The organism is Alteromonas lipotrueae (assembly GCF_019249255.1).
GTDB lineage: Bacteria > Pseudomonadota > Gammaproteobacteria > Enterobacterales > Alteromonadaceae > Alteromonas > Alteromonas lipotrueae.
Map to the genome: position 1 here is coordinate 43,448 of NZ_JAESDJ010000011.1, position 15,544 is coordinate 58,991.

The 15,544-nt window shown below is 42.8% G+C and carries 13 protein-coding genes; 5 read left to right on the forward strand and 8 right to left on the reverse strand.

Annotated features, from left to right (window positions below; genetic code table 11):
- Positions 1-73: 73 nt before the first annotated feature.
- Together KYS23_RS14935 and KYS23_RS14940 are read left to right on the forward strand one after the other, a co-directional pair.
- Entirely contained in the window at positions 74-1,903 is a 1,830-nt protein-coding gene (locus KYS23_RS14935) for a DUF294 nucleotidyltransferase-like domain-containing protein (RefSeq protein ID WP_218397694.1), read from the forward strand.
- A 2-nt stretch (positions 1,904-1,905) separates the two neighbouring features.
- Positions 1,906-2,589 (forward strand): 3'-5' exonuclease, encoded by a 684-nt coding sequence (locus tag KYS23_RS14940; RefSeq protein ID WP_159533358.1) that lies wholly within the window; start codon positions 1,906-1,908, stop codon positions 2,587-2,589.
- Positions 2,590-2,631: 42 nt separating this feature from the next.
- On the opposite strand, the gene KYS23_RS14945 is transcribed toward KYS23_RS14940, so the two are convergent.
- From KYS23_RS14945 to KYS23_RS14955, 3 genes are all read right to left on the reverse strand, one after another.
- Positions 2,632-3,582 carry a GGDEF domain-containing response regulator gene (locus KYS23_RS14945; RefSeq protein ID WP_218419246.1) on the reverse strand — a complete coding sequence of 317 codons (951 nt, stop codon included), beginning with the start codon at positions 3,580-3,582 and terminating at the stop codon, positions 2,632-2,634.
- Between the two features lie 120 nt (positions 3,583-3,702).
- Positions 3,703-4,119 carry an MAPEG family protein gene (locus KYS23_RS14950; RefSeq protein WP_159533354.1) on the reverse strand — a complete coding sequence of 139 codons (417 nt, stop codon included), beginning with the start codon at positions 4,117-4,119 and terminating at the stop codon, positions 3,703-3,705.
- Between the two features lie 145 nt (positions 4,120-4,264).
- Positions 4,265-4,771 carry a fasciclin domain-containing protein gene (locus KYS23_RS14955; RefSeq protein ID WP_159533352.1) on the reverse strand — a complete coding sequence of 169 codons (507 nt, stop codon included), beginning with the start codon at positions 4,769-4,771 and terminating at the stop codon, positions 4,265-4,267.
- Positions 4,772-4,959: 188 nt separating this feature from the next.
- On the opposite strand from KYS23_RS14955, the gene KYS23_RS14960 reads away from it, so the two are divergent.
- Positions 4,960-6,129 (forward strand): tetratricopeptide repeat protein, encoded by a 1,170-nt coding sequence (locus KYS23_RS14960; RefSeq protein ID WP_159533350.1) that lies wholly within the window; start codon positions 4,960-4,962, stop codon positions 6,127-6,129.
- Between the two features lie 110 nt (positions 6,130-6,239).
- Here the strand turns inward: KYS23_RS14960 and KYS23_RS14965 are convergent, their stop codons facing one another.
- From KYS23_RS14965 to KYS23_RS14985, 5 genes are all read right to left on the reverse strand, one after another.
- On the reverse strand, positions 6,240-7,079 hold the full coding sequence (locus KYS23_RS14965) for an isopenicillin N synthase family dioxygenase (protein ID WP_061997909.1): 840 nt from the start codon (positions 7,077-7,079) through the stop codon (positions 6,240-6,242).
- 185 nt (positions 7,080-7,264) lie between these two features.
- Entirely contained in the window at positions 7,265-8,476 is a 1,212-nt protein-coding gene (locus KYS23_RS14970; protein ID WP_159533348.1) for a NupC/NupG family nucleoside CNT transporter, read from the reverse strand.
- Positions 8,477-8,488: 12 nt separating this feature from the next.
- A complete protein-coding gene (gene udk / locus KYS23_RS14975; RefSeq protein ID WP_061997908.1) occupies positions 8,489-9,112 on the reverse strand; it encodes a uridine kinase in 624 nt (207 codons plus the stop codon).
- 188 nt (positions 9,113-9,300) lie between these two features.
- A complete protein-coding gene (locus KYS23_RS14980; protein WP_232370692.1) occupies positions 9,301-10,239 on the reverse strand; it encodes a hypothetical protein in 939 nt (312 codons plus the stop codon).
- 1 nt (position 10,240) lies between these two features.
- On the reverse strand, positions 10,241-11,101 hold the full coding sequence (locus KYS23_RS14985; RefSeq protein WP_246604425.1) for a PhnD/SsuA/transferrin family substrate-binding protein: 861 nt from the start codon (positions 11,099-11,101) through the stop codon (positions 10,241-10,243).
- Between the two features lie 445 nt (positions 11,102-11,546).
- Here KYS23_RS14985 and KYS23_RS14990 point away from each other — a divergent pair, with 445 nt between their 5' ends.
- Both KYS23_RS14990 and KYS23_RS14995 read left to right on the forward strand, forming a co-directional pair.
- Entirely contained in the window at positions 11,547-14,567 is a 3,021-nt protein-coding gene (locus KYS23_RS14990; RefSeq protein WP_218419247.1) for a TonB-dependent receptor, read from the forward strand.
- Between the two features lie 180 nt (positions 14,568-14,747).
- Complete coding sequence (locus tag KYS23_RS14995; protein ID WP_159533340.1) at positions 14,748-15,431, forward strand: type 1 glutamine amidotransferase domain-containing protein; 684 nt, start codon at positions 14,748-14,750, stop codon at positions 15,429-15,431.
- The last annotated feature ends 113 nt before the right edge of the window (positions 15,432-15,544 follow it).

A 15,544-nucleotide genomic window follows, 5' to 3' on the forward strand; every position in this document is an offset into this window, starting at 1 on the left:
TTTCCAAACCAACTCGTTCTAAGAGGAGACTCTAAAAGGCGAGTTGGTTTTTATCGTTTCAGGAGCATTACATATGACAGCTATTGCCCAGCAAGTCGCAGATTTTGTTGCTGCTTCTGCGCCCTTTGACACGCTCGATGTGGAATCGTTAACTGATTTACTTACCTCGGCAGAATTGCTCTATGTAACAAAAGAAAATCTAGATACCCTGATTGGGCAATCTCGCCGAATTTATCTCATTCAAAGTGGTCAGTTTTCAGTAAGTGCAGGGCAAGAAAATCCGCGTTATGTCAGCGAAGGAGACTATTTTGGTTTTCAGCGTATTTTGGATGGTAGTGATTATCCGATGGCGGTGACGGTAGAGAGCCCTGGTCTGGTGTATAGCTTCCATGAAGCACCATTTAAAGCGCTTCTTCGTTACGATAGCATCGCTACCTTTTTTAATGGTTTGAGACATGATGCGCTGCAAAATCAAGCCATTACTGAGTCTAAATCTATGTGGTTGTATAAACCACTTTATGACTTAACAGAGAAAACCCCCATTGGCACAGACGTAAATACCCCTATTCAACAAGCGGCTCAGTTGATGACGGATAACCGGGTATCTTCCCTTTTAATCACTGAAGCAGGGCAGCTAGTCGGTATCGTTACCGACAGGGATTTACGTTCCCGAGTGGTTGCTGCTGGCGTTGATTTGACGAACCCTGTTAGCAGTGTTATGACCTCGTCGCCGGCTAATGTTGCCAGTAACCTAACGTTATTTGACGCCATGGCGTTAATGACCGAAAAAAACATTCATCATTTACCTATATTAGATAAAGACAGTCAGGAACCCGTAGGTATGGTCACGGCCAGCGATATTGTCCGCCACCAACGAGGCAGCGTACTTTTTATTATTGGTGAATTGTCGAAAGCGAGCAGTTTGTACGAATTAACACGTTTAGCGTGGCAGCTACCGCATTACTTTTCTGCACACGCTAAACACGCTGGCGATTATGATATTGCGGGTAAAGTGCTTTCTCAGGCAACCGATATTATGACGCGAAAACTGATTGGGTTCTTTCAGCAAGATCACGGTAAAGCCGGTATGATGTTTTCGTGGCTAGTATATGGCTCACAAGCGAGAGAAGACCAGACAATGGGATCTGATCAAGACAACGCGCTGCTTTTAGCTGAATCGCCCACGAAAGCTCAAGCTGATTACTTTGCTGCCATGGCTGACTATGTCTGCAAGGGGTTGGCAAAATGTGGTATTAAACTATGCAGTGGTAATATTATGGCGAGCAACCCTGAGCTTCGGTTATCGCTAGAAGAAGCGGTTGAGCAAGCGCGGCAATGGGTAAATGCGCCTACCAAAGATGCCATTATGCACTTTAATATCTTCCTCGATGCACGCTGCGCTGCGGGTGATGTGGGTTTGTTTAAAACGCTACAACACCAACGTATGCCTTTGCTTAAACAAAGTTTGTTTCTCGCTGCATTGTCTCGTCATGCAAATGAAGTTTCTGTGCCCCTTTCTATGTTTCAAAAGTTTACTTATGAAAAGGGAGGGAAACTAAAAGATACGATTGATTTAAAAGTACGCGCGGTGGCATTGATAAACAATATTGTGCGTATTTATGCCTTAGCAGGAGGTATATCGGTACCTGGTACGCTTGCGAGACTATCTCTGCTGCCCGAAAATTCAGAGCTTTCAACCAAGGATGCCGCGAATTTGCGGGATATTTGGATATTTTTAAATCGCTTACGATGGCGGCATCAACTTCAGCATAACGTGGCCGATAATAGTGTGTCAGTGTCGTCTTTATCTTCCATAGAACGGCATCAACTAAAGGCATCGTTTCAAGCCATTGAAAGAGCACAGAAAGCGATTATCATGAATTTCTCTGGCGGTATGGCGTAAGTATGCTGCAATGGTTAAGTGATTGGTTATCTGGGCGTGGACAAGCGTCATTCGATAGGTTTAAAGGCGCGACCTTACAAGACACTACCCTGATGTCTATTGATTTAGAGCTGACCTCTTTAAACGCCAATGAGTCAGAAATTACCTCTTTTGGCTGGGTATGTGGGCGAAATAGTAGCATTGCTTTAGAGACTAGCGCTTATAGCATTGTGAAAACCAATGCGTCTTTAGGGCAAAGCCCCGTTATCCATGGACTTATTCAGGATAATATTGCAAAGGGCGAAAAAATAGAGGATGTACTGACTGAATTTATCGCACAGTTACCCTCGAAGGTTTTAGTTATCCATAATGCGAATTTAGATTTGGCGGTGCTAGATGCGGTATTCAGGCGCTTAAACTTGCCAGCACAAGAGGTTTACTACATCGACACCTTGCAACTTGCTTTGTATGAATTGAAAAAAAAGCATGAAGTCATTCCCCCTAATAGCGCTTCTCTAGGAGCATGTTTACTTAGGGCCGGTTTACCGGAGGTGCCTCAACACAACGCATTAGAAGATGCCATGGCAGCGTTACTCCTATGTTATGCACAGCTTGCGTCATTGGGGCTAACACAACAAAGTTGTTTGGCGGACTTGTCGCACACTAAAGCCCTCGGAAGGAAAACACTTGGGGTGGTTAAACCTTAATAAATTATCCTAGACTAGGCTTTAACATATTACTTAAGCTTCCTACTCCATTACATTGTGAGCCGTTTCCACACTACTTACGACACAATTCCTACCTTGCCCTTTTGCGGCGTATAAGTTTTTGTCAGCCCGAAGCATAGTGAAGTCGATGGTTTTGCTGTCGTCTGGTTTTTTTGTCGCAATACCAGCGCTAATGGTAACCCTTGCATGGTTTGAGTCAGCATGGGCGATATCCAAGTTGAACACGGTGGCCAAAATACGATCAGCGACCAACTTTGCGCCTTCCTCATCGGTGCAAGGTAGAATAACTAGAAACTCTTCGCCGCCCACCCGAACTAGTTTGTCCATAGGGCGCAATAAGCTATCTTTAACCGCTTTGCTAAGCTTCCATAAGCAGCTATCACCCTCCATATGCCCGTATCTGTCGTTGTAACGTTTGAAATAATCAACGTCGAAAAGTACAAGAGAAAGGGAATTATGGCTCCGCTTGCCATCTTTCATAAAGCGCGGAAGGTAGTCTTCTAAATAATGCCTATTGTATGCTCCTGTTAGCCTATCGATATAAATGAGGTTTTCTAACAGGTCTTTTTTGAGCTTATGATTGAGGTGCGCTTTAACACGATTTCGTAACGTACACGCATTAAAGGGTTTGGTCACAAAATCTACACAGCCAGAATCCCAGCATTTTGATTGGGCTTCGTCTGAGGTTGTGGCAGTGACGAAAATAATCGGAATGTCAGACTTACTCGGGTTCTCAAGCAAGGTCTTTGCAACCTGATGGCCATTCATGCCTGGCATATTAACATCCATCAGAATCAGGTCGGGCGTGTTTTCGTCACAATAAGCTAGCGCTGTTCCACCTGAAGAAACTGATGTACAACTTACCATATCACCAAGAAGGCCTTCTAAAATCACTCGAGAGCTTGCTTGATCATCTACAATTAATAAGTGGCAGTCCGATAATGTTCGTTTATTTACTTGCTCAATAAACATGTGAGTCCTTTACCTACAACGCAGCCGTTTTCAACTATTTGGAAACGTTAAACCCAGAGTAGCGCGGTGTGTGTAAAAAATGCATTAAACATAAGTTTAATTATTAACATTTTTTTATATCTATATTAACGCCATAAAGAGAAGCACATACAATATTAGGTTGATTACCAGCCCAATCATATAAAAATAGGTTCTTGGACTTGGGTTACTCTCTGTCGCTACCGCATAGTATAGTGCCATATGAACGATTCTACATAAGCCATACACCCAGACTAATATAGCCATATAAAGTGGGGCCACGCCAACGAACATGCACAGTATTGCTGGAATAATAAATTGATTTACGTTCTCAAGTGAGTTGTGAAACGTTCTATGGCTTCTAAACACAAAGCTATTGTGACTCAAGTCTTCTGCGACTTTTCCTGGTACATAAGATGATTGTTTACGATGCGCGACTGCGGCAACGATATTTTGAACTAATACCGTAAAAATGATTACCGCAAGGCCCGCGATAGCGTAGGTGTATACAGTGAACATAACTTCTTCCTTGTAAGCTGATTGATGGGTATACGAATAACAAGAAGGTTATGGATTACAAAAACATCAGTGCTGATGAGTTTTGAAGTGTTGTTTTACATGAAAGGGGGTAAGTAGCGGAAGCCCGCTACTTATCTAAAATGAACTATAATGCTTTTTTAACTTCAGCTGGAAGTAAAACGGTATCGATAACATGAATGACACCGTTTGATGTATTTACATCGGCTTTAATCACGGTAGCGTCGTTAATCATCACTTTTCCCATGGCGGTAACCACAGTAACATCAGTGCCTTCTACGGTAGTGGCACTGGTTAACGACATAACATCTTCAGCCATCACGTTACCTGACACCACATGATAAGTAAGCACTTGTGCTAGTAATGCCTTGTTTTCAGGCATAAGTAACATCTCTACAGTGCCTTTTGGTAGCTTAGAGAACGCTTTGTTTGTTGGGGCGAATACCGTGAAAGGCCCATCACCTTTTAATGTATCAACTAAATCCGCAGCTTTAACTGCCGCCACTAAGGTAGAAAACATCTCTTTACTAGCTGCAGTATCAACGATATCTGCCTTCTTCGATTCCATATGATGCCCAGCAAATGCTGATAGACTTATCAAGCTCATCATTACCAACGGGATTAACTTAACCATAAATACCTTCCTTTAATTGTGGTAGAAAATAAATTGATGTCGCGAGAATGGTTACGTGCCCTCTACCAAATATGATGATTAAGTTTACGTAATAGAAAGAGACAGGTTAGGTGTGGATGTAAATATAATGTTAAATTTCACTGGCTGCGCTATACTTCTCTAAGGTGTTAATAGGGGAGGGCTGCTTTATGTTACTTCGACAACTTATTATCGCACTACTCGTTTTATTCAGTTCAGCTATGCTAGGTTGTGCTAGCACTGCGCCTGTTGTTGCCAAGAATCCTTATCCAGCATTACACGATCATTTATTTCCAAGCTATGCGTCTTTTCCGATTGAAACGGAAGAGGAAGTCTTTGCACTAGAAGAAGATGCTCAGTTATTTGTAGACGAGGCGGTCTTTGAGTCAGGAGGAAAGACAACCAACGTAAAAGGCCTGATCTCATCAATTTTTGATCATTCTGAAATGGGGTTATTGTACCGCAGCAATGCGAATTCGATTGCTAGTGAGACGTTTTATAATCGTTCGGCGAACTGCCTTTCTTTGTCTATCATGACTTATGCTATGGCTCAGTACGCGGGCTACGATGCCACATTCTATGAAGTAGATATACCCGAATATTGGACCCGACGTGACGGCTTCAGTTTCTTAAATGGTCACGTTAACTTAACCATAAATGTACCTAAAAACCCGTTAGTGACTAACATCGGACCAAGTCGCGCAGATGTTGATTTTGACCCGCAAATGATTAGAACGCACTTCCCACGTGTACCCGTTACGAAGCGCCTTGTGCTGTCTATGTTCTATAACAATAAAGGCGCTGATGCGCTTATCGCGAACAGTTATACTCGGGCATATAGTTACTTTAGGGCTGCTGCGGTGTTATCACCAGAGTTACAACAAAGTTGGGTTAATCTAGGTGTGTTGTACCGTATGGTAGATGCATTTGAAGCCGCCGAGCAAAGTTATCGTTTCGCCTTAAATATCGATGAAAAGAACCTGACAGCATGGGACAACTTGTCCATTTTGTATTACCACCAAGGGCTATTTGATAAATCAGCAGAGATTAAAGCGAGGGTAGAAGCGCAACGAAAAGAAAACCCCTTTTATCATTTCATTCTAGGGGAGCAAGCATTGGATGACGGGGAGTTTGCAGACGCATTGGAACACTTCCAGCGGGCGCTTCGCTTAGACAATACAAGACACGAGGTGCTCTTCGGGTTGGCCAAATCATATTACGAGCTAGGTGACATCAATAACGCTGAACGATATATAAAACGTGCTATTCAATTTGCGCCCAATTCGCAAGATGAGAATCGTTACATGAGCAAGCTTTCTACGATTGCTCGCAATTACTAGCTACTCGACGCATAGGTGATTACCTATTTAAAGTGGCATAAGTGTCAATAAATCGTACTAGCAAAAAAGCCACGTTAAAACGTGGCTTTATTTTAAGAGAATAGCACTCTCTAGATAACACCTAGTTCTTTCAAACGCTCTTGCAGATATGTACCTGCAGTATGACGTTCTGAAAGCTTTACATCCGGACGAGGGTGTAAGAACAGTGGTAATGAAATACGCGACTTGGTCATGTCTGCGCCATCTGGATTCACAACACGGTGAGTGGTTGATGGGAAGTAGTGACCTGAAGCTTCTTGAAGCATGTCACCGATATTCACAATCAGGCTACCAAAATCGCAAGGTACGTCTAACCAACTGCCGTCTTGCGCTTTTACTTGTAACCCAGGTTCGTTAGAAGCAGGAAGGATAGTAATAAGATTAATGTCTTCGTGAGCCGCCGCGCGAATAGCATCCACTTCTTCTTCGCCACTTAAAGGTGGGTAGTGAAGTACACGTAATAGGGTCTGATCTGAATCTTTGATCATGTCGCCTAAGGGTTGGCTATATTTGTCGCTGACTTCTTCTGGCGAATGTTTCTCAATCCAACCTAAAAGCTCAGAAGCAAGCGTGTTTGCTTCTGAATAGTACTGCGATAGTAAAGGACGAAGTTCGTCAGGGCATTGACCCCAAGGGTAATAATGGAAGTACTCTTTAATATCTTTTTTCGTGAAGCCTTTGGCTACCTCTGAAACACTTTGAGGGAAGAATCCATCTTGCTTGCCTTTGTTGTAAAGGTAGTCATTTTTTTCTTCACTATCGAAAAATCCTTGCCAGCTATCGTAAATGCCTTGCACGAGTGATTGTTGAATTGGGTGGTTTTTCAATACCCCAAAGCCCGTCTCTCGTAGTGACTTAACGAATTCTTCTTGGGCGTTTTCCGCCGTGTAATCAACAGCAACTAATTGCATAACTTTATCCCGTTTATTTTGATTGCGGCATTATAAAGGTAGACGGGCCGCCAAAAAAGCTTTGGTAGTTGACTTAAATCAATCAACGTCATCTAAGAAGCCTAATGTAATCAATGTAGACCATTTAGTCTACATTTGGGCAAAAACTTAGCCTAAAACTTAATCTAGTACTTCAATCTGACAGTTTAGCCAAGTGTTAAGTAAAAGCCTGCAAGCGCTGCGCTCATCAAGTTTGATAGCGTTGCCGCAACAACTGCTTTTAGGCCTAACTGAGCAATTTCTTTTCGGCGTGTAGGTGCCATAGCACCAATGCCACCCATCAAAATAGCAATAGAGGACAAGTTTGCAAAACCACAAAGTGCAAAAGTGACAATAGCTTGCGTTGATTCAGACAGGTTAGGTTGGTGCTCAAGGTAGTTAAGGTAAGCCACAAATTCGTTAACGACCATTTTCTGACCTATAAAGCTTCCTGCTATCTGCGCTTCTTCCCATGGAACGCCAATTGCCCATGCTAAGGGTTGAAGAATGTAACCCATAATCCCTTCAAAGGTGACGTTTTCATACCCTAATAAACCCCCTGTCCAACCCACTAGGCCGTTGAACATAGCAATTAGGGCGATGAATGCAAGTAGCATAGCGCCCACGTTTAATGCGAGTGTCATCCCAGATGCAGCACCGCTAGCAGCTGCATCGAAGACATTGGCGTAGCCGGTGTCTTCAGCGTCTATTTCGCTTAAGCCGTCTTTAGGTTCTTCCGTTTCTGGCAGAATAATTTTTGCCATCAACATACCGCCAGGCGCCGCCATAAAGCTTGCAGCGAGTAAGTATTTTAAGTCTACGCCCATACCCGCATAACCCGCCATTACTGAACCAGCAATAGAGGCTAGGCCACCTACCATCACGGCAAATAGCTCAGAACGCGTCATATGAGGTATGAAAGGGCGAACTACCAATGGGGCTTCTGTCTGCCCTACAAATATGTTTGCTGCCGCTGACATAGATTCAGGACGACTGGTTCTTAATACCTTTTGAAGGAAGCCACCAATCACTTTAATAATTAAGCCCATCACTTTTAAGTGATATAGCACCGCAATAAGTGATGAAAAGAAAACGATAACGGGCAACACATTAAAGGCGAATATAAATGCAATGGACTTATCGCCAATAGGACCAAAGAGAAAGTTAATTCCATCTTGACTGTAGGCAATGATGTTAGCAACAAACCCTGTTGCTGCTAACAGAACTTCTTTGCCAGGCTCAGAATACAGAACAAATGCGCCGATTAAAGCTTGCATAGCAAAGGCGCCACCGACAGTACGCAAACTAATGCTGCGTTTCGCCGACGAAAGCGCGAATGCAATACCTAAAAGGACTGCAATGCCCAGTAAACTCACCATAATATCAATCCTTTATAGAAGCGCTTGCTGTATGTGAGATTTGATCACATCTAGAGCAATTTGGTTTTTACCACCTTGTGTAACTACTACATCAGCAGTGAACCGACTTGGCTCGATAAATTGGTGATACATGGGTTTTACCGTTTCTTCGTACTGTTTGGCAACTGACTCGATAGTGCGCCCACGCTCTTTAATATCTCGTATCATGCGGCGCATAAGACAAATATCGAGTGGGGTATCGACAAAGATTTTAACGTCATAAAGTGGCAGAAGATCTGCACGGGCAAGCAGCATAATTCCTTCAAGAATAATGACTGGCGCTGGGTTCAAACGTTCGGTGTCCGGCAGGCGAGTATGCGTTTTAAAGCAGTAGTGAGGATAATCAATAGGCTGACCATCTCTAAGTGCCTGCAAATGCGCTTTAAGCAATTCATGCTCAAAGGCGTTGGGGTGATCGTAATTGTTTTTCTCTCGTGCTTCCATGGGCAAGTGGTCTTGTGCGCGATAGTAATGATCTTCGCGAAGCACTTGCACAGGCCTTCCTTGAGCAGAGAAGCCGTTAAACAAATTTTCGGTAAACAGTGACTTTCCAGAGCCTGAAGCTCCAGAAATGGCAATAATTAAAGGCGATTGCATAATCTTAGAAAGCTGATTTTATTGGAGCAAAGATACGCGTTTAACCTCTATGAATCAATGTTATATTCATACCAATTGGTCAAATGGATCGCTATTTGCTAGCCGAATCAATAACATTCGCTTAATTTGAGCGCGTTTTCATTTCTTAATTTATTTTCATATTACGGTCATAGTTGATTAAAAAATAGCTAATTCCCTATGATTTCGACATCGTCAGGAGATAAATTTGTAAGCGCATAAGAGTGTTGTTTTGAACGAGAGCCTTCACCTTGGGCACGTGGAGGATAATAACGTTCTTTCTCCTCAGGATACAAAGCAAACACCTCATCAAGTGATGCCCTGATTTCACTTAACGTCTTGTCTAAATTAGCGTTAAAGTCTGGCCTTTTACGTTTTGTATGCCCTAACTCAATTAATCGCGAAAAAGCTTTATTGGCGAGTGTAATAAGCTCAATAGGTACATCTTTATGTGGGGGAAGCGGGTGATCTGGGTTCTCTGTGCAATATTTGACAAGCGCTGTATAAAAGCAAAGAGGCTTGTTTTGCAATATAACAACGGTGTCATTCACGCTATTCCCTAACGTCTTATCTCGTAAATTGATAACCAGTTTAGGCTTAGGTGGGGCAACTAACTCTTCACTGACAGTATGTTTTGCCTTTCGCTGTCTAGGGATTGCAAACGCTGGCGCGAGCAATACTGATATTACTAACGCCCACCAACTAAACGTTAGGTTTTGATACATGGGAAGCGATTGCATGGTTAGTGTAATTTGTTGCTCAGCGTTTTCAAATACAAGTGTATGGGATAAGCTGTATTCAGGGTAAGTTACATCAGCGCTTACCCCCTGAATTGATGCGACTCTAATAGGATAATTATCAGCCGCTAAATCTTCGTTAATAGTCGCGATATAGCGCCCCACCGCATAGGTGTTTACGGGTGTGTTTAGTGTTGCATTCCCAACATCAAGAAACGCACTGTCCAATATTATTCTTCTTTCTACATTGTCTTTCGCATTATGGCGAGCAGACTGGATACCAATAATCTGACCAAACGTACTGATGATTTGAAGTACCGCAAAGAGTATCAGTGCACAGATTAGGGTAAATGGGCGAACAGTTGACATCATACTACTCATCTTCACTACATCCATTCACGAGAACTAGGGTTTTATAATAGGGACGTGCGTGAGAATCGGCTATGTCTTTCACTACAGACTGCATGGCGCAGAGTAAATCAGTGTTTTGCATTTGCATCTTCAAAAACCATTGCATGCCGCTAACACTTTTTAATAAAGGCGTTGCATAGTTCTTAGATAATATTTGCTCATCTTCTTCGGCCCAATACGATGAAATAATATCGACTTCCCCAGCAAGCAATGCTCTGCGCAAGTCTTTGTGGGAATTGAAGTACACAATGTTCACGTTATTCTCAGTTAACCCAAGGTTTTGAAGTATGGTTTTTGGAACTATGTGCCCTGAGCGGCTGGAAGGGTAATCAAGCAAGCCAATTCGTTTGCCAAGTAAATACTCTTTTTCAAGTAGCGGTTTTTCACGCTGAGATATAAAGAAAGCGCTGTAATTGGGGTGCGATGCTATTAGGGTTAAACCATAAATTTGATCTGCACCGAAAGCATCTACTACATTACGTTTAATTAGCGCTAAATCGACCACTCCGTGGTTTATATACCGAAAGGTATCATAGTCGCTTTGCCCGACGATGACCCTGACTTGGCCAAATTGCCTTTTGATGATTTTGTTGTCGCATAAACGTTCTAATGCCATATTCGCGATAGAACCATCTGTGACATACACTGAAAAGATATCTAAATTGTTTTGTAACTCTGTTTGGCAGGTTAAAGTTCGACCAGTTTGAGGAGGCACGGGAATAAATTCTATTTTCTTTGAAAAATAGCCAGCGCTACCGCAAACAAGTGCGGCAATAAGGAGTATGAGCCACCTTCCGGTAGCAATAATTCTGACTTTTGGCAAAAAAATAACCAAATGAGTTAGTGATTTATGTGCTGATTTCATCAGCTAAGGTTATTTATTGCAATAGGTAAATTTATTTTAATTGATTATGAGTATGAAAAATAAAGTTTTTTTACAAATCAGACTGAATTTTATTAAACGCTGTTTATTAGTCCATGATATGTCATCAATAGAAACCACAAGAACAAGTCAGACGACCTTGGTTTTGATAAGTAAAATAACTTGACCAAATGGTCAGGTGTGTGGTGCAAAAAATGAGATGAAATCACGTCACGGAATTGACGCAGAATTGACGAAATATACAAAACTGTAATAAATATGACACGAAGGTCTATAACAATTTCATCCACTCAAAGAAGTCTTTTAGTCAATATCAGAGGTCGTAGAGGGGAATAAATTCCCTCTGCGCTAAAAAAAAGAATTTTAAACAAAAAGGGAAACACACATGTACTCATCAGCTAAGCTCAGCCGCGTTGCTGCAGCAGTTGCACTAACAGTGGGTCTAACCACGACTGCAATGGCTCAAGTAACGTCTTCAGATATGAACGGCCAAATTGTGGGGCCAAACGGCAACCCTGCTGTTGGAACCGTAGTTAAAGTAACTCACGTACCAACTGGTGCGGTTAAATCAGTCACAGTAAATAGTGCTGGTACATTTAACCTTCGCGGTTTACGTGTAGGTGGTCCTTACACTGTTGAAATCGACTCAGATGAATTTGCAGATCAAACGATCAGCGATATTTACCTAGAGCTTGGTGAAGCGGCAACTATCCAAAGAACTCTTGAGTCTGCAGCCGATTACGAGAATATCGTAGTAACGGCCTCTCAAGTAGGTAGCTTGGCGTTCGGTCAAACTGGCCCTTCAGCAAATTTTGATTTGGCGACACTTCAACAAGCGCCAGCGATTAACCGTGATATCACTGATATCGTTCGTATTGACCCGCGTATCTACGTAGATGAAGGCGGTAGCGGTGGTATCCAGTGTGTTGGTAAAAGCCCACGTTTTAACAGCTTAACTGTTGATGGCGTTCGCATGAATGACCTTTTCGGTCTTAACTCGAACGGTTACCCTACAGAAAGAATGCCTTTCTCTTTCGACGCTATCGAAGGTGTGTCAGTAGAAATTGCTCCTTTTGATGTAATCTACGGCGGTTTCTCTGCGTGTAACATCAGTGCGGTAAGTAAAACAGGTACCAACGAAGTTCACGGTTCTGCGTTCTATGACTATGGTAGCGATAGCCTACGTGGTGACTCTCTTGAAGGTGATGATATCAACCTTGGAAGTTACACTGAAAAACGTTACGGCTTCACAGTGGGTGCTCCACTAATTAAAGATAAGTTGTTTGTTTTTGCAGCTTACGAAAAACTTGAAGGCGCAAACACGTTTGACCGTGGTGCTATCGGTTCTGGCGCAATTAATGAAGTAGCGCTTACACAAGCCCAGCTTGAACAAATTCAGTCTGTATCTCAGTCACTATATAACTTTGATGCCGGTACAACGCCGCTTAGCATGCCTAATGAAGATGAAAAGCTTCTTGTTAAGTTAGACTGGAACATCAACGAAAATCACCGTTTTGCGTTCACGTACAACTATAACGATGGTAACAACTTCTCAGAATCTGACGGCGACGCAGATGAGTTTGAACTATCTAGTCACATCTACGAGCGTGGCGCAGAGCTACAATCATTTGTTGGTGTACTTTACTCAGACTGGACAGACAAATTCTCGACTGAAATTCGCGTTTCATCTATCGAGCTAGATAACCTTCAGCGTTCTATGTACGGTGACGGCACTCCAGGCGGCAACGATTTCGGCGAAATCAAAATTGAGCTAGGTAATGATACAGATACTTCTGATGACGACTTAACCGTTTTCTTAGGCTCTGATGACAGTCGTCAAGCGAATGAGCTTGATTACGAAGCGTTAAGCCTAATGTTCCGTGGTAACTATTACTTCGACAACGGCCATGCGTTAACTTTCGGTTACGAGAGCGACAAACTAGATATCTACAACCTTTTCGTTCAGCACTCTGAAACCTCTATTACTTTTGAAAGCTTAGAAGATTTCACTAACGGAACTAATGCAGAAATCGAATACGGTTATGCTTATTCTGGCGAGCTATTAGATCGTGCTGCTGAGTGGGGTTACACGTCACACTCTACTTACGCACAAGATGAGTTCTATCTTACTGATGATTTGAAAGTGGTTGCGGGTTTACGTTATGACTGGATCACAACGTCAGACGAGCCTGTTGGAAACGCTGATTTCGTAGCTGGAAACGGTTATGACAACACAGCTAACCTAGACGGTCTTAGCTTACTACAACCACGTGTTGGCCTTAACTACACAGTAAGTGACTCAACTGAATTACGTGGTGGTGTTGGCTTGTTCTCAGGCGGTAACCCGAACGTATGGATGACAAACAACTATCAAAATACTAACGTTATTGGTGGTGAAGTTGATGGTGAATACGCTGACTTATTTGACGGCAGCATCACATGGGTTAATACAGAAGACGGCGTAACAGCTGGCCCTGGTTACTCAGTACCTTCTGATTTAGACGAAGAAATGTCTTCTGGTGCAGGTAGTAACTTTGAAAGTAACAACCTAGATCCAGGCTTCGTAATGCCTCGCGAATGGAAAATCTCTGCGGGTATGACTCACATCAATGATGAAGATTACGTATTCAACTTAGATTTCCTTTTAAGTGTGACGCAGAAACAAGCCATGATTAAATATGTGGGTCTTGAGCGTGTAGGCACAACTGACGAAGGTTACCCTGATTATGACTCAGTAGGTTACGGTTCACTTGAACTGACTAACTCTGATGAAGATTCAGTGTCTTACTCACTAACAGCGACCATGAACAAGTCTTGGGACAACGGTATTACTTTCACCGGTGGTTATAACTACAGCCACGCTGAAGATGTACAACCAATGACGAGTTCAGTAGCGTTCTCTAACTTCCAGTACAGAGCATTTACCGACATTAACGAAGAAGTATCTTCAGTGTCTGATTGGAATATCGAGCACCGCTTTACTGCTGACCTTCGCTACACCACTGAACTTATCGACGGTTACAGCACTATCTTCTCTGCTTATGCAGTAGCGCAGTCTGGTCGTCCGTTTAGTTACACCATCAGTGGTAACTCTGTATATGGCTATACGCCATACCTTGAAGGTAATAACGTATTACCGATTGGCGCAGAGCGTAATGATGAAACTAGCCCTTGGTGGGTTAAAGTGGATATCGCAGTTAGACAAAACATTCCTGCGTTCCGTGAAGATCACTCTGCTCAGGTTTACTTCGTAATGGATAACTTCACCAACTTCATCAACGATGATTGGGGTATTTTGGAAGAAGTTAATTTCAACACAGCCTCTCTAGGTACTTCATCTCCTGAAAGCCGTCAGGGTGATGCATCGCTTTGGGAAGTACGTGTAGGTATTGACTACCGCTTCTAAGCAACAGTTTAAAAACCAGTTGTAGTGTTAAATGCCACTTTCCAATTTTGGAAGTGGCATTTTTTTATCTTGCAAATCAACTTCTCCTAATGTTTCTCATCGCATTCCCTGCCTTTTTCTGATCTAACTATTACTGCCATACGAACGAATAACTAAATGAATTGTTCACATGGAGAACTTATGTCTAAACATATATTAATGGTAATGACCTCACATGAATTGTTAGGTGATACAGGCAAGAAAACAGGAATGTGGCTGGAAGAGTTCGCGTCACCGTATTACGCGTTCAAAGATGCGGGGTATACCATCACCTTAGCTTCACCTATGGGCGGCCAAGTGCCAATCGACCCAAACAGCTTGGCAGATGATGCCATGACCGACGATGCTATCCGTTACACAAAAGATGAGGTTGCAAGAAGCGCAATGTCCTCAACTATTGTGTTGGAAGATGTTCGTGCAGATGAGTTTGATGCTGTGTTCTATCCGGGCGGCCACGGTCCGCTATGGGACTTATCTGACAATACTCACTCCACAATGCTAATTGAAGATATGGTGAAAGCCCAGAAGCCTGTAGGCGCTGTTTGCCATGCTCCTATCGTACTTAAAGAAGTAAAACGCGCCGATGGTGAATTTTTTATTAACGGCAAAACCGTTACTGGCTTTTCAAATAGTGAAGAAGACGCAATGGGGTTAACCGACGTAGTGCCTTATTTAGTGGAAGATGCGCTTATCAGTAAAGGCGGTAAGTATGAAAGTACCGAAGACTTTGGCGTTAAAGTGTGTGTTGATGGTCTTTTGGTGACGGGGCAAAACCCAGCATCATCAGGACCCGCAGCAGAAACGCTTATTAAGGTACTTTCGTAGCGTACTTCAAGCACTTACACTACTCACTTAGCCCGTGTTGTCTAATTGACAGCTGGTATAAGGGGTTTATAAAGCGTTAATGATTACGAAAATAAGAAAACGCCGCTGACTGT

What these genes read in the sequence shown, in the direction of transcription:
- KYS23_RS14935 (WP_218397694.1), top strand. Translation starts at nt 74, where the DNA reads ATGACAGCTATTGCCCAGCAAGTCGCAGATTTTGTTGCTGCTTCTGCG.
- KYS23_RS14940 (WP_159533358.1), top strand. Translation starts at nt 1,906, where the DNA reads ATGCTGCAATGGTTAAGTGATTGGTTATCTGGGCGTGGACAAGCGTCA.
- KYS23_RS14945 (WP_218419246.1), bottom strand. Translation starts at nt 3,582, where the DNA reads ATGTTTATTGAGCAAGTAAATAAACGAACATTATCGGACTGCCACTTA.
- KYS23_RS14950 (WP_159533354.1), bottom strand. Translation starts at nt 4,119, where the DNA reads ATGTTCACTGTATACACCTACGCTATCGCGGGCCTTGCGGTAATCATT.
- KYS23_RS14955 (WP_159533352.1), bottom strand. Translation starts at nt 4,771, where the DNA reads ATGGTTAAGTTAATCCCGTTGGTAATGATGAGCTTGATAAGTCTATCA.
- KYS23_RS14960 (WP_159533350.1), top strand. Translation starts at nt 4,960, where the DNA reads ATGTTACTTCGACAACTTATTATCGCACTACTCGTTTTATTCAGTTCA.
- KYS23_RS14965 (WP_061997909.1), bottom strand. Translation starts at nt 7,079, where the DNA reads ATGCAATTAGTTGCTGTTGATTACACGGCGGAAAACGCCCAAGAAGAA.
- KYS23_RS14970 (WP_159533348.1), bottom strand. Translation starts at nt 8,476, where the DNA reads ATGGTGAGTTTACTGGGCATTGCAGTCCTTTTAGGTATTGCATTCGCG.
- udk (WP_061997908.1), bottom strand. Translation starts at nt 9,112, where the DNA reads ATGCAATCGCCTTTAATTATTGCCATTTCTGGAGCTTCAGGCTCTGGA.
- KYS23_RS14980 (WP_232370692.1), bottom strand. Translation starts at nt 10,239, where the DNA reads ATGATGTCAACTGTTCGCCCATTTACCCTAATCTGTGCACTGATACTC.
- KYS23_RS14990 (WP_218419247.1), top strand. Translation starts at nt 11,547, where the DNA reads ATGTACTCATCAGCTAAGCTCAGCCGCGTTGCTGCAGCAGTTGCACTA.
- KYS23_RS14995 (WP_159533340.1), top strand. Translation starts at nt 14,748, where the DNA reads ATGTCTAAACATATATTAATGGTAATGACCTCACATGAATTGTTAGGT.